This window comes from Bacillus sp. RCC_6_1, assembly GCF_041360755.1.
Classification (GTDB): domain Bacteria; phylum Bacillota; class Bacilli; order Bacillales; family Bacillaceae_G; genus Bacillus_A; species Bacillus_A cereus.
Genome location: NZ_JBFUPV010000002.1, coordinates 848,184 through 867,734, shown reverse-complemented (window position 1 = coordinate 867,734; position 19,551 = coordinate 848,184). Strand labels below are relative to the sequence as shown.

The following is a 19,551-nucleotide window of genomic DNA, read 5'->3' as shown; positions in this document are numbered from 1 at the left end:
CATACGGTCAGATTCCCACCTACAATTCAGTGAATACGAAGTAACTAATTAGGTGATGTAACACCCCACCGCTTACAGTTTCGCTTTATTTTCGAATAAAGTTTTGTGTATAAAATTTATCGTATACACCAACACCTAATCCTGTAAATTGTTCATTTAATAAATTCTTTCTATGCCCCTCACTATTTAACCAACCTTGCACTGCCGCAATTCCATCACTATGTTGCGCCGCTATGTTCTCACCAGCAAGTTGAAATCCTACTTTCCCGCGCTGCAAACGATCTCCTAGTGTACCTAATGTAGGTGAGTCATGAGAAAAATAATTATTGTCTTTCATATCTTTACTGTGACCAACAGCAACATCTGCTGTTTCCTGATCCCATGTTAATAATGGTAATTTATGACGACTTCGAATGATATTTGTTAAATCAAAAATTTGTTGCATATTCCCATTTTCTACTTGTTTTATTTTTTCTGGAGTCAATGGTTGTTCTGCTATTAATTCACCTGAATAAACGAGCTGATACGGTCTTTGGCGTAATAAAGTTTCATCATCCATATAACGAACACCAACAAGCTCATGTGTAAATTGATCAAAATACAATTGCGCCCATCCATCTTCTACAGGTATTAACGGTTGTTCCATGACTTCGGTATCAGATAGCTCAAATTGATAACTATTTTTCCCTCTTTTTAATGAAATTTCATGCGAAAGCGGACTTTTTTTATATACTTCTTCATATTTTTCATTTATATAATAAGGTGGAACCTTAACTTGTTCACCAGCTGCGTATGCCGTTACAACTTTACGTTCAGAAACTCCAAATTGAACATACTGAGTTAAATCCTGGTTGTATACCCACCATTCATATCCGTATGCAGATGGCTCTATTCGAGAGGGTTCTCCCCACTTCGCTAATAGGTTTTCAGAGTCTTCACCAATCATATTTAAAACAGTGTCTGAGGAGTCTTCCTTAATTTGCTTTTTCTTTTTCACAATTTTATTTTCTTGCTTTGATTGAGATGGGGTTAATATATATTGTGAAACGAGTAATTTCCCGTATAAATCAACAGCTAAAATTAAAAATGTAATCATTACGATACGCAATAATTTCTTCAAACGATATACCTCCTGAACAAAACATAAAATTGAGATATACACAAATCCTTTTCTTTCTTTTTGTGTGTACCGTACTCTTTTCACTATATCATATTTTTGTGAAAAAAGTCTGGATTATCCCTTTTCTCTCAATATGAATTGCACTTTCTTATTATTCATACTATTATAAAAATAATGGTGTAACATTAAAAAAGGAGGTATTATATGCAATTTACAAATACGAAATTTAATGGAGCCGTCGTTGAATTAACTCTTTTAACTGAAATCATGGAAAACAACCACTTCGTACTTGCCGGACAGTGGGATTATGAACGAGTTACATACGATTATAAATTTGAAATATTAAAGGATGTTTATTATTTACGAGTGCAAGGAGTTGCTGTTGAAGGTGACATTGGCAGTAGACACGCTGAAGTAAAACTACTCCCCCCCTTATTAGGAAAACATTATTATCCTCACGGCGTTGAATATGGTGATGATGAGACTTTCCCAACGAATGTACTTCAAAAAAGCGAACAACTCCTACAAAATGTCGAAAAAGAGTTAAAAGAATTTCAAATTATTGATTAACAAAAACAAGCGCATCAATATGATGCGCTTGTTTCATTTCCCTTCCCTAAGAATGAATCGTTTTTTTTACTGGATATCCATAAATAGATCCATCTTTTACTTTGATCTCATCTTCCCAAGGGACCTTATATTTACCTTCAGCTAAATCTTTTACAAACGTATATGGATTTTCTTTCACCCCACCAGGAGTTGCTACATATCCTCTTGAACCTAGATTATATATATTATTTTCCAATCCCCATCCTAATCTAGCCTGATCTGCTAGTTCTGGATATACTTCAGCAGTAACAATCTCCCAAGGATTTCGATGACCCTGTACTAAAGTAGTCCCATCAAAATTACATACTTGTCCTTCACCAAAGTAATAAAATACACCATCATAACCCGCTAAGTTTACCGACAATGTATACATTAAATTTTGCCATGCATTTGAACGATTCGTTAGCATCCATTGTTCACTAACTTGTGTACTATATCCAGAAATACGAATTAAGACATTTGCACCTTTATAGGCCGCTTCACGAGCTACTTCAGGGAACATGCCATCATGACAAATACAAACAGCTAATTTACTTCCTCCAGGTCCATCACAAACAGGTAAGCCTAAATCTCCAGCTTTCCAAGGCTCGACTGGCACCCAAGGATTTAGCTTACGATACTTCAAAATCATTTCACCTTGTGGATCAATAATAACTGCTGTATTATACGGCTCTCCACCATCAGGATTTTTCTCCATTATTGAAAAAACACCATATACTTTAGATTCTTTACATGCCTCAGCAAATAAGTCTGTTTCTGGCCCAGGCACTGTGCATAAAAATTCTTCTGTAGTCCATTTTTTTGTATTGAGCCCTTGTGTACTATATTCAGGAAATACTATCAATTCTAAACCAGGGTAACCTGATTTGGTCGAATGAATTGTTTTTATGATTTGTTGAATTTGTTTATCAATGTCTGTACGCGATTCTACTACTGGTACTGGATATTGAATTAGTGCTGTCAAAAAACCACTAATCGGCTTTACCATACTTCCACTACTACCCATTTAAACTCCCCCTTAAAATAGTTCGTGTTTATTAAAGATAACAATATATATTTGTAACTCTCTAAAAAACTTGCACTACATATGGAATTATTACGCATGAAAGCTAGTAGTAAATTTTATCTCCACTTTTAGTACACGCCTACACTAACTTAACATAAAAAGTTAGAAAATTCAATCTTTTTAAGGTAACTAAAAAAGAAAAAGCGCATGGAATCCCATACACTTTTTTACTTAATCTGTAAATACGGCGGCAATTGTTGCAACTGCTCCTTATCCTTTTCACGTTCTCTACGTGCCCATCTAAAGAATACATAACCTATAATTGTACCGTACACTATTTCCTGGACAATTTTCATTATGATACCACCAGTTTGCTGATCTTGTACGACTGGCATCCAGTGCAAAAATTCTGGTCCCGTTATATTTAAATCTGATAAAGTGCCCGCTGGTACACATAGTTCCATCGCTTTCATCCAAGCAGCCGGATCCGTATACGTTGCAAATAACGGGGCTGTCGCAAAAATGATTAACGCACATGCAGGCGTTAATAATATGCCGTTAGCAAACATATAACCAAGTTTCTTTATATCACTTAACGTTTGATATTCTGGTAATGGATTTAACATCGGCCACCACATCATGATTGCTGTAAAAAACAATATAGCGAGACAAATAGGATGAGCTATTTGACTTTGTTTTACTGTATCAAAAACAACTGGTAAATGATAAAAAGAAAACAGGCCGTTAAATACAAACAACGCAATAAGTGGTTTAGCAAATGCCTTTAATATAATTTGAACGAACTTAAAAGAAGTAATGTAACGATATAACCAAATTGGTATACCAAGCAACAGTAACGGTGGAACTGCAATATACATGACTGCCATTTCAAACATATGAGCACTAAATATAATATGGCCAATTAAATCAATAGGCCCTCCCTTTACAAAATACAAAAGAACAATACCAGTCGTAAAATAAAAAATTTGCTTCTTACTTACCTTCGTCGCATTTTCAAATCGCATTCTATATGGTCCAATAATTAAGAAGTACCCAATAAGAATCGAAAGCATAAATAATAAAAAGATTGGACTCCATAAAGCCTGAAAACCAAATATCCACAAGTTACTCATTTTCACACCTGCCTTCGTAAGGTTATCTCATAATATGAAGAGGGAGCTGTGACAACACAAGCTCCCTTATTTTTCACTTTTCAAATCCACACGATTGTCATAAAAGCTAAAATTGTAATTAACCCTATTAGCAGACCAGAGTAAAGAAAGAAACTTGCTGCTTCATGTCCTTTATGACTCATATGCATAAAATAATACAATTGAAAAATTACTTGTACCACTGCTAATAGTAAAATAAACGGTACAGAGAAAATCGGACTAAAAGTTTTTGGATACGCCACTGCTACAAATGCAACTAATGTTAAAAAAATCATTAATGCAAACGTAATAACTTGATGCCTCATTTCCTCCGCACTTTTTCTCTTCCGATAAACAAGATCAACTTTAGGATTATTCGTTTGCTTTATCGCCATTGTTTATCCCACCATTCCCATTAAATATACTACAGTGAAAATAAACACCCAAACTACGTCAATAAAGTGCCAATAAATCGATGCAACATAAAACTTCGGTGCATTGTATAAATTTAGACCTCTCTTCGCATTTCTAAAGATTAATGTTAAAATCCAACATAACCCAAACAATACGTGGAGTCCATGTGTACCAACAAGAGCATAAAACGCAGAGCCAAAGGCACTACTTCTCATAGTATGCTTAAATTCATGTGTATAATGATAAAACTCATATATCTCAAATCCTAAAAACCCTAAACCTAGCAATACTGTTACTAGTAACCAAAGCTGCATTTTCTTAAAGTTAAAGTTTTTCATGTGATACATCGCATATACACTCGTTAAGCTACTCGTTAATAAAAGCATCGTCATAATGAAAACGAGTGGCATTTGGAACATCTCTTGAGATGTTGGTCCACCATTTGTAGAATTCTTTAACGCTAAATATGTTCCGAATAAGGAAGCGAACAACACTGTTTCGCCTCCAAGAAATAACCAAAAACCGACAAACTTATTTTTCCCTTCAAGGGTTGCTTTTTCAGGCTCTGCTGGAAATGTTTCATTCGTTAATTTTTCATCTACATGCATTATGCCTTGCCCCCCTTATCCTCTAAATCTTCTTTATGAATATGATACCCATGATCATCAATTACTGAACGTAGGAACATTGTGCCAAATGTAATGATTAAACCAATAATTGCTACTAATAACCAGAACTTATCTTTTCCGCCCTGCATATACATCGCACCAAATGCCGCTATAAACAATCCGAAAGAAATGACAAATGGTGAAAACGAAGGATTTGGCATATGAATATCACCAACTGGTTCCGCTGCTGTCATTTCTTTATTACCTTCACGTTTTTCAATCCAAAACGGATCTAATCCGCGAACAAATGGTAATTGTTTAAAGTTATATTCTGGTGTCGGTGCTGGCATTGTCCATTCTAATGTACGTGCATCCCACGGATCACGACCAGCTTTTTCTTTTGATACTGTCGTTTTAATTACATTGAATAGAAGAACAATCGTTCCAAGAGCCATAAACACCGCTCCGATGGAACTAATCATATTCCCCATTTCCAACCCTTGCCCTTCAAGATATGTGTAGTAACGGCGTGGCATACCAATCAAGCCAAGGAAATGCTGAATAAAGAAAGTTAAATGGAAGCCGATAAAGAATAGCCAAAACGTTATCTTTCCTAATGTTTCATTTAATACTTTATTAAACATCAGTGGCCAATAATAATGAGCTCCTGCAAGTAAACCAAATACAACACCGCCAACGATTACATAATGAAAATGTGCTACTACGAAATAGTTATCATGAAATTGATAATCAGCTGGTGCAGATGCTAGCATAACCCCTGTAACTCCACCCATTACGAATGATGGAATGAAAGCTACTGCCCACATCATTGGTGTCGTAAAACGAATACTTCCGCCCCACATTGTAAAGAGCCAGTTGAATATTTTGATACCAGTCGGAACCGCAATCGCCATTGTTGCAACTGAGAAAATAGCATTAGCAACTGGACCAAGTCCAACAGTAAACATATGGTGCGCCCATACCATAAATCCTAAAAATCCAATTAATACAGTCGCAAACACCATCGATGAATAACCAAACAATCGTTTTTTCGAAAATGTTGCGAAGATTTCTGAGAATATTCCGAAAGCTGGGAGTATAAGAATGTATACTTCTGGATGACCGAAAATCCAGAATAAATGCTCCCATATAATTGTATTCCCGCCCAATGCCGGATTAAAGAAACTTGTTCCAAATAAACGATCTAACATTAAAAGTCCTAATCCTACAGTTAACGGCGGAAAAGCGAATAATATAAGCGAAGATGTTACAAATGTTGTCCATGTAAACATCGGCATACGCATATACGTCATTCCTGGAGCGCGCATATTAATAATGGTTACAAGGAAGTTAATTCCTCCAATTAGTGTACCAATACCTGAGATTTGCAAGCCGAGTACATAGAAATCAACACCATGACCTTTAGAGGCTAAAGCTAAAGATGCATAAGATGTCCATCCTGCATCAGGTGCTCCACCTAAAAACCAACTTAAATTTAAAAATACTCCACCAAAGAAAAATAACCAAAATCCGAGTGAATTCAAAAACGGGAACGCTACATCACGTGCACCAATTTGAAGTGGTACAGCGGCGTTCATAAATGCAAACACGAGTGGCATAGCTGCGAGGAAAATCATTGTTGTACCGTGCATCGTTAATACTTGATTATAAGCATCCCCAACAAGAAAAGCGTTGTTAGGAATCGCTAATTGAAGGCGAATAAATAGAGCTTCTATTCCGCCTATTACAAAAAACAATCCACCTGCAATTAAATAGAGAATGGCAATCTTTTTATGGTCTACTGTCGTTAAATAATCCCATATGACAGCACCCATCCCCTGTTTTTTTGCTACAGAACTCACGTTTTCAACCTCCCCTTCGCGAATAGTCCCTCTTTACTTTTCAACTTTTAACGTTTGTAAGTATGCATTTAATGCATCAATTTGATCATCCGTTAAGTTGCCATATTTGCCAGTCATTTTGTTTCCTGGCTTCATATTTTCAGGATCTTTCAGCCATTTTTTTAAGTTTTCTTCATTGTTTTCGGCAATACCGGCAACCATATCGCGATCCGCAAAGTTTGCTAAGTTTGGTGCGATACGAGCGGAAGGTGGTCTACTATCATTAGATCCAACTGCGTGACAACCAATACAGCTTTTATTAAATATTTCTTGGCCCTCTTGCGCCTTTGTTGAAACTACTTCTTTCTTCCCATCAATCTTCTTCATATCAGCAAGCCATTTTTTGTACTCGCTTTCATCTAAAGCTTTCACTTTAAATTGCATTAAAGAATGTGATGGGCCGCAAAATTCTGTACAAAAACCATTATAAGTGCCCGATTTATCTGCCTTTAACCACATTTTGTTCACATTGTCTGTATTTGTATCCATTTTCCCTGCTAAAGATGGAACCCAAAATGAGTGTTTAATATCGGCACCCTTCAAATTTAAATACACTTTCTTACCTGTGGGGATGACCAAATCTTGCGAAGTTACTATCTTTTCTGATTTATAAGAAAATTCCCACCAATAAAGATTCGCTGTTACATCAACAACGATAGTATCTTTATCAATATTCTTTTTCTCCATCGCACTTACATCAGCAAGTTTGAATGTATATGTAACTGTTGGAACAGCTAAGATTAGTAAAAGAATAATCGGAATAACTGTCCATATAATTTCTAGCTTGTGATTCCCTTCAACTTGCTCTGGAATATAATCTTCCTGACCTTTCTTTTGTCGGAAACGCACAATTACATATAAGAAAATAATAGTAACTACTAGTACTACTCCTACCATGATTGCACTCGCCAGTAGAAGTAAATCATATTGCATTTTTGCTACTTCTCCTTGCGGAATTAAAGTAGATTGAAAGGCTTTACCGCATCCCCCTAACAGTAAAGCCAGCAGTGAAACGAACGAAAGCAGTCGCCACTGTTTCTTCATACAAACAACCCCCACTTTCCTTGTGAATTAGATTGTACTTTATAGTTAAGTAAAGTAAATCTCAACGTAAAGAAATCCAATTATGTCGTTGTCTTAGAAGAATGTAACTACAATCATTGATACAAATAAGATTGTTAAATAATTTAGGGAATAAACAAACATTTGCACGGACCATTTGATGTCATCTTTCTTACGGAAGCCATAAAATCCTAAAACGATCCATCCGATGTTAAGCAGTGTTGCAATTACCATAAATGTTATCCCTAGTCCACTCATATAAAATGGTAGTGGTAATAAACATACTGTCCAAATCATAATTTGGCGTTTCGTAATTTCAAATCCATGAACTACAGGAAGCATTGGAATTCCTGCATTTCGATATTCATCAACACGTTTCATTGCTAATGCAAGGAAATGTGGGATTTGCCAAATAAACATAATTAAAAATAACATCCAAGCAATTGGATGGCCTAAAGATGGATCGATTGCTGCCCATCCAATTAAAGGAGGAACTGCACCAGATATACTACCTACAACAGTATTTAGTGTATACTTTCTCTTTGTCCATAAACTATATAGAACAACATATGTGAAAGCACCAATAAATCCCATTAAGACTGCCATTGGTGTTGTTAATAATAAAAATACAAAACCAAGAAGTAATATGACTAGTCCAAATGTAAGTGCAAATCCTGGTTTATACTTTCCAGTAACCGTTGGACGGGTCTTTGTTCTTTCCATTAATGGATCGATGTCTCGATCAATGTAGTTGTTTAAACAACATACCCCTGCCATAATTAATCCTGAACCAACGATTGTAAAGAATAACTTATCCAGATTATCCATTACACTTAATCCATTAAAGTGTAATGCCAACCAAAATCCTGTAAATACAGTAAGTGTATTTGAGTTTACAATCCCCATTTTAACGAGTGCTTTTAAATCTTGTAACCGAGTTGTTTCCGGTACACTTGTAACAGCGGACTCATCATGCAGCTCACTTGTTGCATGGTTCATCACTCTAACCCCCTCTTAAAACTTTCATCTTTCTTTTTGCGCCTATTTCAAATGAAATAATTCGCTTCTATATAGCAATATTATTACAGTAGAAACATTGTTAACCCATTCTACTACTAATCTACGCCCATACTCCAATATATTAAATCATATTTCCCGAACATTTTGTGAAGAAAACATGAACTTTTTGTGTCGAATATAAAAAACTTCATTCTGACTTGTCCTTATCATAACATGATGTTACCTTCTATAATAAACTATTTTGTCCTATTTAACACGTATTCTCCCCATTTCTTTTCAAAATAGCCTATTTTTCACCCAAAATTTTCCTTTCGAACCCTGTTTTTACACCTATTTTCTCTCCCTTTCCTTCCCCCTCCATTTCTTTGCTATTTTATTATTTTTTATATATCATAGGAACTAGCGCGTTTTATTCTATACATAATGGAATGAAAATATTTCGCAATAACTTCATAGCAGAAAGATGGTGAAAGAGATTGCAACGCTTTATTAAATGGTTAGCAGTCATTACAAGCCTTGATTTATTAATAGTTTTATTAGGAGGCGCTTTAGTTACAAAAACAGGTTCTGGTCAAGGTTGTGGTAAATCATGGCCACTTTGTAACGGTGAATTTGTTCCATCTAATTTATCAATGGAAACTATTATTGAACTTAGCCACCGATTAACATCAGGATCAGCTGGAATTCTTGTCACTCTACTTTGTATTTTGTCCTGGAAATATTATAAACATGTGCGTGAAACAAAAACGTTAGCAATTTTATCCTTCGTATTTTTAGTTGCACAAGCATTAATGGGAGCAGCAGCAGTTGTTTGGGGACAAATGCCAGCTGTACTTGCTATCCATTTCGGTATTTCCTTAATTTCATTTGCTTCTGTCATTTTATTAACGTGTCTTATCTTTGAAATTGACCAAAAATTTGATGCACGTTCACTTATTATGGACAAAAAAATGAAATTTCATATTTATGGTGTAACAATTTACAGTTATATCGTCGTCTACACAGGTGCTTTAGTACGTCACGAACGAGCTAGCTTAGCCTGTCCAGACTTTCCTTTATGTAGCAAAAACAGACCTATGCCAACTCAACTACATGAATGGGTTCAAATGGGCCATAGGGTTGCAGCGATGTTAATTTTCGCTTGGATACTATACGCCATGATTCTCGCTATTCGCCATTACAAGCAGCAACCTGTAGTATATTGGGGATGGATCATTTCATTTATCCTTGTTACACTTCAAGCTGTAGTAGGAGTTTTAGTTGTATTTACAAACGCTAGTTTAGCGATGGCATTGTTACATTCTCTATTCATTTCTTGCTTGTTTGCCGTACTATGCTATTTAGTTATGTTAGGAACAAGAAGTAAAGTGAATGCCAAAGAAGCCGAATCAACTTCTAAACAAACAAAATAATTTAAAACTAAAATCCCTTGCCAATTCGGCAAGGGATTTTTTGCAATAAAAAAGAGCTGTATTTACACAGCTCTTTTCTTATTTTAGTGATCTAATTCAATAAGTAAATCACCCGTTTGAATCGCATCACCATCGTTAACATATACTTTCTTTACTTTACCATTGAACGGCGCTTGAACTGTCGTTTCCATTTTCATCGCTTCTGTAATTGCCATAGAATCGCCTTTTTTCACTTCGTCGCCTTCTTTTACAACTACTTTAATTACCGTTCCTGGCATCGTTGCACTAATATGATTTGGATTCTCACGGTTTCCTTTCACACGTTGTGCAACTGTTGCTTTTACACTCTCGTCTTTCACGATAATTTCACGTGGTTGACCGTTAAATTCCAAGTAAAGAACGCGGTTTCCATCCGGCTGAGGTTCTCCAATTGATACTAGTTTAACCATCAATGTTTTACCCTGTTCAATTTCTACATCAATTTCTTCACCTAGTCTCATACCATAGAAGAACGTCGGTGTATCAAGTACAGATACATTTCCATAAAGCTCAGCAACTTTTTCATAATCCATAAATACTTTTGGATATAAAGCATATGCCACTACATCAAAAATCGTTACTTCGCGTCCAAGTTTATGGAATAATTCTTCTTTTAACGCTTCGAAATCTACTGGCTCTAGTAATTCACCTGGTCTTACTGTTAATGGCTCTTTCCCTTTTAAAATAATCTTTTGTAATTCTTTCGGGAAACCACCGTACGGTTGACCTAAATCACCAGAGAACATTTCAACAACAGATCCTGGGAAGTCCATCGCATGTCCACGCTCTAAAACATCTTGTTCTGTCAGATGGTTTTGAACCATAAATAATGCCATATCACCAACAACTTTTGATGATGGTGTTACTTTTACAATATCTCCAAACATGTCATTCACACGGCGGTACATTACTTTCACTTCATCGAAGCGATCTCCTAAACCAACCGCCTTCGCTTGTTGCTGAAGATTACTATACTGCCCACCCGGCATTTCATGCATATATACCTCTGTATGAGGCGCATTCATACCACTTTCAAACGGTGCATAGTATTTGCGTACATCTTCCCAATAGTGAGATAGTTTTTCTAAAGAATCTATATTAACATCTGGTTGTCTTTCGTTTCCGCCTAACGCATAGTATAGCGTGTTCGCACTTGGTTGTGACGTTTGACCAGCCATAGAACTCACTGCTACATCGACGATATCAACACCTGCTTCAATTGCCTTCGTATACGTTAATATACCATTTCCACTCGTATCGTGCGTGTGCAGATGAATTGGAATCGACACTGTCTCTTTTAATGCAGAAACTAAATCATATGCTGCATTTGGTTTTAGTAAGCCCGCCATATCTTTAATACCTAAAATGTGAGCTCCTGATGCTTCTAACTCTTTTGCTAAATTTTTATAATAATTTAAATCATATTTACTACGCAGTGGATCATGAATATCCCCTGTGTAGCACATTGTTGCTTCTGCAATTTTACCAGTGTCTCGTACAGCGTCAATTGCAACTCTCATGCCTTCCACCCAGTTTAAACTATCAAAAATACGGAATACATCAATGCCTGCTTGAGCAGAACATTCCACAAATTTTTGAATTAAATTATCTGGATAGTTTTTGTATCCAACTGCGTTTGAAGAACGAAGTAACATTTGGAATAACACGTTCGGCATTTTTTCACGAAGATCTAGTAATCGTTCCCATGGATCTTCTTTTAAGAAACGATACGCAACATCAAACGTTGCACCGCCCCACATTTCCGCTGAGAATAGGTTCGGTAACATTCTCGCTGTTGGCTCCGCAATTTGATGTAAATCTTTTGTACGAATACGAGTTGCAAGTAATGACTGGTGTGCATCACGGAATGTTGTATCCGTTAAAAGTACACGTTTTTGATCCTGTACCCATTTTACTAATCCGTCCGCTCCACGCTCGTCCAAAATTTGTTTCGTTCCATTTTGGATTGGCTCTGAATGTTTTAAACATGGAATACGAGCATCTGGGAATATTGGTTTTTCTTTTTTCCCTACTCCTGGGAAACCATTTACTGTTACTGTACCAATGTAATTTAACATTTTCGTTCCACGGTCTTTACGTTTCGGGAACAAGAACAATTCAGGTGACGCATCGATAAATGAAGTATCATATTCTCCTGATAAGAAGTTTTTATGCTTTACTACATTCTCTAGGAATGGAATATTTGTTTTAATACCACGAATACGGAATTCTTTTAAGTTACGTTCCATTTTTGCAGCAGCTTGCTCAAAAGTAAGTGCCCAAGTTGTAACTTTTACAAGTAAAGAATCGTAGTACGGTGTAATAACTGCACCTTGGAAGCTATTCCCTGTATCAAGACGCACACCAAAACCACCACCTGATCGATACGCCATAATTTTTCCTGTATCCGGCATAAAATTATTTAGCGGATCTTCAGTTGTTACACGAGATTGAATTGCAAATCCATGTACAACTACTTCCTCTTGCTTCGGAACACCTACCATTTTGCTATGTAATGAATGTCCATCCGCTATTAAAATTTGTGATTGAACAATATCTACTCCCGTAATCATTTCTGTAATCGTATGTTCTACTTGAACACGTGGATTTACTTCAATAAAGTAAAACTCATCATCTTTTACAAGGAATTCTACTGTTCCTGCATTTAAATAGTTTACATTTTTCGTTAACTTCACAGCAGCATCACAAATACGCTGACGCAGATCATCTGAAAGTGATACACTCGGTGCAATTTCTACAACTTTTTGATGACGACGTTGTACAGAACAGTCACGCTCGTATAAATGAACAACATTGCCTTCTTCATCTGCTAAAATTTGTACTTCTATATGTTTAGGTTTTTCAACGAATTTTTCGACGTAAACTTCATCATTACCAAAAGCTGCTTTCGCTTCTGATTTCGCTCGATTATATGATTCTCCTAATTCCTCACTAGTACGCACAATACGCATACCACGACCGCCACCCCCAAGGGATGCTTTAATAATAATCGGGTAATCATACTTTTCAGCAAATTTTTCGACTTCTTCTAATGAATTTACTGGACCATCACTACCAGGTATAACTGGAATTTGTGCTAGCTGCGCTTGTGTTCTTGCTTTCACTTTATCTCCAAACATATCTAAATGCTTACTTTTCGGACCGATAAAGATAATTCCTTCTTCTTCACAACGTTTAGCGAATTGAATATTTTCTGATAAGAAACCATATCCAGGGTGGATTGCATCTACATGATTACTTTTTGCAATCTCAATAATGCCTTCAATATCTAGATAAGCATCAATTGGTTTTTTTCCTTCCCCAACTAAATAGGACTCATCGGCTTTATAGCGATGATAAGAACCACTATCCTCTTTAGAATAGATTGCAACTGTTTTTAATCCAAGTTCCGAACAAGCTCGAAACACACGAATTGCAATCTCTCCACGGTTAGCTACCAATACTTTTTGAATACGTTGCAGCTTTGTCATGATTTTCCCCCTCTACTTTCCTACCACTCTAGAGATAAAATATATACACACCTTAAAAAGCGTGAAGTTCTTCACTTTCCACATTATATTATACTTAGAAAGCTTCACTTTATTTTTATCCATCATACCTTATTTTCTAACAAATGATAAGTTTTCTGTGCAATTTGTTTCACAAAAATAGTATAGCATACCTCTTCCTTTTCTAACAACTTAATTGTATATCACATTTAACTTAATGTGATATATCTTTTAACTGAAAGAGAAATTAGTACATCATATTTAAAACTACTTAAAAATAAAAAACACATCATGCTCTAAAGCACAATGTGTTTTTATTTTACAACTACAAGATGTGGTCCATTTTGTTCTCTTTCTTTCATTACACCATTCTGTTGTTTCTCTTGTCGTTTCACGTGACTAGCAATATTAAGTAGTATTCCCATTGCAAGTAGATTAGCTATTAAGGAACTTCCACCATAACTAATAAACGGTAAAGGCACTCCAGTAAGCGGTATTAATCCAGACATACCACCAACATTAACAAAAGTTTGTACTCCTATTAAACTTGCAATTCCGATTGCAATTAAACTTCCAAAAGGATCGTTACATTTTTGAGCAATCCTGAATGAACGAATAATAATAAGTAGCAAGCAAATTAAAATAATAGCTACACCAATAAAACCTAATTCTTCAGATATAATAGCCATAATAAAATCTGTTTGAGGTTCTGGTAAATAACCATATTTTTGCACACTATTTCCTAATCCTCGACCATTTAGCCCTCCTGAAGCAATTCCAATAAAAGAATTTACTAATTGGAATCCATCATTCTGAGGATCATTGAATGGATCAAGAAAAACTGAAAAACGTGCCTTTTGATATCCACTTAATTTATAATTAGCCAAAAAATATAGAGCTGGAATCCATACTATAGAAGTTAAAACAATTCGTTTAATCCATAAATTAATCCTTACTCCTGAACAAAGAAACATAATCCCTACTGTTCCTGCAATTAACAAATCGGTACCTAAATCATTTTGCTTTAAAATTAAAAACATTGCCATTCCAACAAAACCAAGTGTAAGTCCCGACCCTTTAAAAACAGGTGTATTTGTTTCTTGTCTCCTTGCAAAAAAGCGAGCTAATATAATAATAATCGATAATTTAACAAATTCAGCGGGCTGTATACCTAATATCCAACCTTTTGCACCATTTATTTCCTTACCAAAAATCAAGGCTGCTGCTAGTAAAGCAATACTCCCTAGCCCCATCGCCGATAAAATTATTCGTTTTCTCCAAAACTTATAAGGTAACGAAGCTACAATTACTAACAATACCGTTCCAATAGCTAAAGTTATTAATTGTTTTTTAAAAAAGTAATTTGCCGGCCAGTTATGCCTCGAAATCGCAACAATGGAACTAGAACTATATACCATTATTACTCCCAGCACACATAAGATAACAAGAGGAAGTAATAATGAATAATCCATTGATTTCCATACTTTTTTCATTTCATTTCCTCTTTCTGTTTCAATTTAATTATTGTTGTATTCCATATGTACATTGATTCTTCCTGCTTTATTATACAAATAAAAAGCTCAAACTAATTTAGTTTGAGCCCCCTTATTTGAACCCGTTATTGTTGTTTGTTTGTAAATGCTTCATGAAGTGCAGATAACTCACGTTCGAGCTCACCTAACATTGCTTTCCCTTGTTCTTCTGCAATAAGACCAAGGCGAACCGCAAAATCGACCTCGCGGGATAGTCCAAACATTTGTGTGTCTAACACTTCTTCATATAATGGACATTGCGGCATTGTAAGATGGTCCATTTGCACCTTAATAAGTCTTAAAATCTTCTCTGCATCCGCTTGTAGAAGGGCTAGTGCCTTTTCCTGATGATTTGCTACTGTCTCAGACGCCAAATTGATTCCCTCCGTTTCCGTCCTACTCTCCTCTATCCTATCTATTAATATTAGCGATAGTTTTAATAAATTGCAATAGAAACATTTTTTGTGACAACAGTGTCTAATACTATTATACTGAAAAGTGGGAGTATAACACAAATGGGGGAACAACAATGAGCGAAATTTTATTTATTAACGGAAAAGTACGTTTTCCAATCACTATTGATCCAACTGTTTGGATCTTTGATGATCGAAAAGTAGATTTGACAACTTACTTTGATGAAACTAGAGAAAACACGTCTGAACTAGAAACTTATTTAAAAAACACTTCAGAACATTGGGATCGCGAAATCCGTGATGGTGCCGCTTTTCCTCCAATACAACAAAGTGTGAAGAAATATAAAAAAGAACAGCTGATTACTGGAACATTTGGTATACCATTTCATCCATTTCTTGCTAACGCTGAAATTTTAGAGGACGCTACGCAAGTTGAAATTGAAACGGTAGATCATACAATGACACTTCCATTAGAAACTGTCAAAAATGCTATACTAGGCTTTTCAAAAGAAGGAAAACCATTAAAAGAAGACGGACCTGTTCATCTCTATTTCAATGATGGATCTAATCAACAAAATCCAATCCGTAACATCCGTAAATTTACAATTATTTAAAGAAAAGGAGTGAGCTTAAGCTCACTCCTTTTTACAATAAATCTGCTGCTAGTTGAGCTAAATTAGATCGCTCACCTTTAACAAACTTCACATGACCACTAATACGCTGTTCTTTAAACTTCTCTACAACATATGTTAAGCCATTATTATATTCATCTAAATATGGGTGATCAATTTGCTGAGGATCTCCCATCAATACAATCTTACTCTTTTCCCCTACCCTAGTTAATATCGTTTTCACTTCATGCTTTGTTAAATTTTGTGCTTCGTCAATGATAATGAACTGATCTGGAATACTTCTCCCGCGTATATAAGTAAGGGCTTCTACTTCAATCGAACCCATTCCAGCTAAAATAGCATCTAACTCTCCTGGCTTTTTCGTATTAAATAAATACTCTAGGTTATCAAAAATTGGCTGCATCCATGGTCTTAACTTTTCTTCTTTTTCTCCTGGTAAATAACCGATATCTTTTCCGACTGGAACAATTGGTCTTGCCACAAGTAATTTTTTATATAACCCTAAGTCTTCTGTTTGCATAAGTCCCGAAGCTAACGCAAGTAACGTTTTTCCTGTGCCGGCTTTCCCCGTTAACGTTACAAGCGGAATATCTTCACGAAGCAACAATTCTAATCCCATAATTTGCTGCACGTTTCGTGGTCGTATCCCCCATACTTGTTCATTGTGAAAAATAAGTTTCTTTACCTTCTTACCTAAGTGATCCACAATGCCAAGAGCAGAACTAGAGCCCCCTAATGCATCTTTCATCACTACAAACTGATTTGGGTAAAAAGGATGATTCGCAATTTCAGATAGAGGCAATTCACCTTTCTCATAAAAATAATCCAATTGTTCTTTTGATATATATCCTTCTAAAAAGCCAGAATATATATTTTCTACTTCAATTACGCGATCACTTAAATAATCTTCAGCCTTCAAACCAATTGCATCAGCTTTTACCCTTACGAGTACATCTTTACTTACTAAAATAACAGACTTCCCGTCCTCTTTTTCCTGTTCTTCTAAAGATAGATTTTTTGCTACAGCTAAAATTCGATTATCATTTGTTTTTTCTACAAAAATATCTTGTAGTTGCACGAATGAACGATGGTTCAATTCAATACGAAATGTTCCGCCGTTTTCTAGCGGGATACTTTCATGCAGCTTTCCTATTTCACGAAATTTATCTATTAACTTAGATACATAACGAGCGTTTCGTCCTACTTCATCCATATAACGTTTTTTCGAATCAACCTCTTCTAATACAACTGCTGGAATCACTACTTCATTGGTTTCAAATGAAAAAATAGATAAAGGATCCTGCAAAAGTACATTCGTATCTAACACATAAATTTTATCCAACCTGTTACCCCCTGACTCCACTTTTAAATTTGTAGAACAAGGGTTTCATCCATACAATATGGACGAACCATTGTTATAATTATATGTACCGTGTAAACGAGGTAGAATCGAAAATCATAGTCATTAAACCTTTTATTTATTCTTTATTCATTTCTATTCAATATATTACTTTTTATTATAATTATTAACGTTAAATCACAATAACCGATTACAAAAGTGAATAAACGAATTTCCTATTTAGCATCTTTATAATTCTCTTATCCCTACTAACACTTCATTATCCAGCTTTTTCGCTGCCCGAAGATCATATGTTTTTTCATATGTTGGTTCAATTGCAAGTTTCGCTCCATAAAACATAACATCACGCACTTCTTGCACATTTACTTCTATTACAGTTAATTTTAGAGAAATACCTTCCATTCTATCTGTCAAAATTTCACCTGCACCACTTATAGAAAATACGGATTCATTCGCCATTATAGTCAATACCACACCTGTATTATGCCGTATATTTTCCACAATACGTGAACGTTGATCTACTGCAAATCGAATACTAGTTTTACTCACTGCATACACCCAAGAAATAGCACTTACGTTAGGAACTTGCTTTTCGAAATCTGTCGTTGCTATCATAACAATACACTCTTTACGCAACGTTTGTACTAAATCCTCTGTTAAGGTAGGCTCTACTACATTCGCCATATTTTCACCTCCAAACATACTTGGTATATCCTTATCATAACTTATTTTTTGAATTGCGAAAATATTATTTTTTCCCACTATTATTCAAAAACATTATACTTCCATGATATACTTATACTGATAGAATTCGTATTGAGGTGACGAAATGAGAGTCAAATGTATGATTTGTGATAAAAAAGATATGTTAGATGATGAAAATCCTATGGCAAAAAAACTGCGTAATCGCCCTATTCATACATATATGTGCATGGAATGTTCGGAACGAATTGCAGAGCGTACAATGGAACGTCATGCAAGTGGTAATTTCCGATTATATCGTGATAAAAAAATCGAAGATGATTGGTAAAATGTAAATAAGTCCTTACTCATATAGATAAGGACTTATTTATATTTTTCTGGTTCACGATTCATCTGATCCAAAAAACAATCAATGGCTTCTAACGGAAACCTTGCAGATTTCCGTTCTCCATTCATTTCATATGTAATTAAATACATTTCCTCGTTCTTTTCGACTTCCACATTTCTTAATTTATGTTCTTCATATATCATATTTTGAAATAACAAATATGTTTCTTTTGCAGCACTATCATCTGGGCGTGCTTCCGCAACTGTTTTAATTGTTAACCAATTATATAGTGCATCTTGTACTGAACGCATGAAAACTCCCCTTCCTTATCCTGCTTTTTGTTGTTTCGCTTGACGCAAACGCAATCTATAAATTCCAAGTACAATTGCCGCTACAACAAGTCCTTCTCCAACAGGTAAAAACACAGCAAAAAAGGTTAATACTGTGCATCCAATTGCTAATGATATGTATATCACAATATTTTTTAGTACAGACAACTTTCTAGCAAACCCTAAATTATAAACGAGAGCACTTAATATAATAATCGTCCCATAAAGTAACCACATTCCTAACTCTGGATTTTCATCTACCTTACACAATTTTGCAAAAAAAGACATCCTTTCTAACACACTCTTCCCCCCTAGCAGTAAAATGCAATTTTCTTTATACACTTAATACAAGAGTAACTCGCAAAAAAAATACTGTCCACAAAAATGAGTAAATATTCTAAAAA

19 protein-coding genes are annotated in these 19,551 nt (G+C 35.4%); 4 read left to right on the top strand and 15 right to left on the bottom strand.

The genetic code is table 11. From position 1 onward, the window contains the following. Positions 1-85: 85 nt before the first annotated feature. Entirely contained in the window at positions 86-1,120 is a 1,035-nt protein-coding gene (locus tag AB6801_RS10735) for a CAP domain-containing protein (RefSeq protein ID WP_000735378.1), read from the bottom strand. A 204-nt stretch (positions 1,121-1,324) separates the two neighbouring features. Here AB6801_RS10735 and AB6801_RS10730 point away from each other — a divergent pair, with 204 nt between their 5' ends. Continuing rightward, the gene (locus AB6801_RS10730) at positions 1,325-1,690 is read left to right on the top strand and encodes a YugN family protein (RefSeq protein WP_001160947.1); all 366 of its coding nucleotides are present in this window, start codon (positions 1,325-1,327) and stop codon (positions 1,688-1,690) included. A 46-nt stretch (positions 1,691-1,736) separates the two neighbouring features. On the opposite strand, the gene AB6801_RS10725 is transcribed toward AB6801_RS10730, so the two are convergent. The 7 genes from AB6801_RS10725 to ctaB all read right to left on the bottom strand — a co-directional run bounded on the left by AB6801_RS10725 (position 1,737) and on the right by ctaB (position 8,870). Next, positions 1,737-2,735, bottom strand: a complete 999-nt coding sequence (locus tag AB6801_RS10725) for a formamidase (RefSeq protein ID WP_000535813.1) — start codon at positions 2,733-2,735, stop codon at positions 1,737-1,739. 227 nt (positions 2,736-2,962) lie between these two features. Continuing rightward, positions 2,963-3,868 carry a cytochrome c oxidase assembly factor CtaG gene (gene ctaG, locus AB6801_RS10720; RefSeq protein WP_000069022.1) on the bottom strand — a complete coding sequence of 302 codons (906 nt, stop codon included), beginning with the start codon at positions 3,866-3,868 and terminating at the stop codon, positions 2,963-2,965. Positions 3,869-3,948: 80 nt separating this feature from the next. After that, a complete protein-coding gene (gene ctaF / locus AB6801_RS10715) occupies positions 3,949-4,281 on the bottom strand; it encodes a cytochrome c oxidase subunit IVB (RefSeq protein ID WP_000985706.1) in 333 nt (110 codons plus the stop codon). Between the two features lie 3 nt (positions 4,282-4,284). Further along, complete coding sequence (ctaE, locus tag AB6801_RS10710; protein WP_000557861.1) at positions 4,285-4,908, bottom strand: cytochrome c oxidase subunit III; 624 nt, start codon at positions 4,906-4,908, stop codon at positions 4,285-4,287. After that, a complete protein-coding gene (gene ctaD, locus AB6801_RS10705; protein WP_153578907.1) occupies positions 4,908-6,743 on the bottom strand; it encodes a cytochrome c oxidase subunit I in 1,836 nt (611 codons plus the stop codon). Before ctaD ends, ctaE begins: the two co-directional genes overlap by 1 nt. Positions 6,744-6,803: 60 nt before the next feature. After that, positions 6,804-7,853 (bottom strand): cytochrome c oxidase subunit II, encoded by a 1,050-nt coding sequence (gene coxB / locus AB6801_RS10700; RefSeq protein WP_000745272.1) that lies wholly within the window; start codon positions 7,851-7,853, stop codon positions 6,804-6,806. Between the two features lie 93 nt (positions 7,854-7,946). Further along, entirely contained in the window at positions 7,947-8,870 is a 924-nt protein-coding gene (ctaB, locus tag AB6801_RS10695; protein WP_001015056.1) for a protoheme IX farnesyltransferase, read from the bottom strand. Positions 8,871-9,367: 497 nt separating this feature from the next. Between ctaB and ctaA the strand changes: the two genes are divergently transcribed. Beyond that, positions 9,368-10,303: a heme A synthase gene (gene ctaA / locus AB6801_RS10690; RefSeq protein WP_001188744.1), complete on the top strand. Its 936-nt coding sequence runs from the start codon at positions 9,368-9,370 to the stop codon at positions 10,301-10,303. Between the two features lie 83 nt (positions 10,304-10,386). On the opposite strand, the gene pyc is transcribed toward ctaA, so the two are convergent. The 3 genes from pyc to AB6801_RS10675 form a co-directional block, all read right to left on the bottom strand. After that, positions 10,387-13,833 carry a pyruvate carboxylase gene (gene pyc, locus AB6801_RS10685; protein WP_000164087.1) on the bottom strand — a complete coding sequence of 1,149 codons (3,447 nt, stop codon included), beginning with the start codon at positions 13,831-13,833 and terminating at the stop codon, positions 10,387-10,389. Positions 13,834-14,165: 332 nt separating this feature from the next. Further along, the gene (locus AB6801_RS10680; protein ID WP_000758413.1) at positions 14,166-15,344 is read right to left on the bottom strand and encodes an FtsW/RodA/SpoVE family cell cycle protein; all 1,179 of its coding nucleotides are present in this window, start codon (positions 15,342-15,344) and stop codon (positions 14,166-14,168) included. A 125-nt stretch (positions 15,345-15,469) separates the two neighbouring features. Then, entirely contained in the window at positions 15,470-15,757 is a 288-nt protein-coding gene (locus AB6801_RS10675; protein ID WP_000135694.1) for an Fpa/YlaN family protein, read from the bottom strand. Between the two features lie 155 nt (positions 15,758-15,912). Here AB6801_RS10675 and AB6801_RS10670 point away from each other — a divergent pair, with 155 nt between their 5' ends. Next, entirely contained in the window at positions 15,913-16,410 is a 498-nt protein-coding gene (locus AB6801_RS10670; RefSeq protein WP_001289809.1) for a molybdopterin-binding protein, read from the top strand. A gap of 31 nt (positions 16,411-16,441) precedes the next feature. Here AB6801_RS10670 and AB6801_RS10665 read toward each other — a convergent pair whose 3' ends face one another. Both AB6801_RS10665 and AB6801_RS10660 read right to left on the bottom strand, forming a co-directional pair. Beyond that, entirely contained in the window at positions 16,442-17,770 is a 1,329-nt protein-coding gene (locus tag AB6801_RS10665) for a PhoH family protein (protein WP_000358083.1), read from the bottom strand. Positions 17,771-18,016: 246 nt separating this feature from the next. Continuing rightward, the gene (locus tag AB6801_RS10660; RefSeq protein ID WP_000024597.1) at positions 18,017-18,472 is read right to left on the bottom strand and encodes a pyridoxamine 5'-phosphate oxidase family protein; all 456 of its coding nucleotides are present in this window, start codon (positions 18,470-18,472) and stop codon (positions 18,017-18,019) included. A 145-nt stretch (positions 18,473-18,617) separates the two neighbouring features. Here AB6801_RS10660 and AB6801_RS10655 point away from each other — a divergent pair, with 145 nt between their 5' ends. Next, a complete protein-coding gene (locus AB6801_RS10655) occupies positions 18,618-18,818 on the top strand; it encodes a YlaI family protein (protein ID WP_002082250.1) in 201 nt (66 codons plus the stop codon). Positions 18,819-18,853: 35 nt separating this feature from the next. Here the strand turns inward: AB6801_RS10655 and AB6801_RS10650 are convergent, their stop codons facing one another. Both AB6801_RS10650 and AB6801_RS10645 read right to left on the bottom strand, forming a co-directional pair. Next, positions 18,854-19,129, bottom strand: coding sequence for a hypothetical protein (locus AB6801_RS10650; RefSeq protein WP_001258147.1), 276 nt, complete (start codon positions 19,127-19,129; stop codon positions 18,854-18,856). A 15-nt stretch (positions 19,130-19,144) separates the two neighbouring features. Continuing rightward, entirely contained in the window at positions 19,145-19,447 is a 303-nt protein-coding gene (locus tag AB6801_RS10645) for a YlaH-like family protein (RefSeq protein WP_000893662.1), read from the bottom strand. Between the last annotated feature and the right edge of the window lie 104 nt (positions 19,448-19,551).

Bases quoted from the DNA above. Each gene is read 5' to 3' on its own strand.
- AB6801_RS10730 (WP_001160947.1), top strand. From the start codon at position 1,325: ATGCAATTTACAAATACGAAATTTAATGGAGCCGTCGTTGAATTAACT.
- AB6801_RS10725 (WP_000535813.1), bottom strand. From the start codon at position 2,735: ATGGGTAGTAGTGGAAGTATGGTAAAGCCGATTAGTGGTTTTTTGACA.
- ctaG (WP_000069022.1), bottom strand. From the start codon at position 3,868: ATGAGTAACTTGTGGATATTTGGTTTTCAGGCTTTATGGAGTCCAATC.
- ctaF (WP_000985706.1), bottom strand. From the start codon at position 4,281: ATGGCGATAAAGCAAACGAATAATCCTAAAGTTGATCTTGTTTATCGG.
- ctaE (WP_000557861.1), bottom strand. From the start codon at position 4,908: ATGCATGTAGATGAAAAATTAACGAATGAAACATTTCCAGCAGAGCCT.
- ctaD (WP_153578907.1), bottom strand. From the start codon at position 6,743: ATGGGTGCTGTCATATGGGATTATTTAACGACAGTAGACCATAAAAAG.
- coxB (WP_000745272.1), bottom strand. From the start codon at position 7,853: ATGAAGAAACAGTGGCGACTGCTTTCGTTCGTTTCACTGCTGGCTTTA.
- ctaB (WP_001015056.1), bottom strand. From the start codon at position 8,870: ATGAACCATGCAACAAGTGAGCTGCATGATGAGTCCGCTGTTACAAGT.
- pyc (WP_000164087.1), bottom strand. From the start codon at position 13,833: ATGACAAAGCTGCAACGTATTCAAAAAGTATTGGTAGCTAACCGTGGA.
- AB6801_RS10680 (WP_000758413.1), bottom strand. From the start codon at position 15,344: ATGAAAAAAGTATGGAAATCAATGGATTATTCATTATTACTTCCTCTT.
- AB6801_RS10670 (WP_001289809.1), top strand. From the start codon at position 15,913: ATGAGCGAAATTTTATTTATTAACGGAAAAGTACGTTTTCCAATCACT.
- AB6801_RS10660 (WP_000024597.1), bottom strand. From the start codon at position 18,472: ATGGCGAATGTAGTAGAGCCTACCTTAACAGAGGATTTAGTACAAACG.
- AB6801_RS10655 (WP_002082250.1), top strand. From the start codon at position 18,618: ATGAGAGTCAAATGTATGATTTGTGATAAAAAAGATATGTTAGATGAT.
- AB6801_RS10650 (WP_001258147.1), bottom strand. From the start codon at position 19,129: ATGCGTTCAGTACAAGATGCACTATATAATTGGTTAACAATTAAAACA.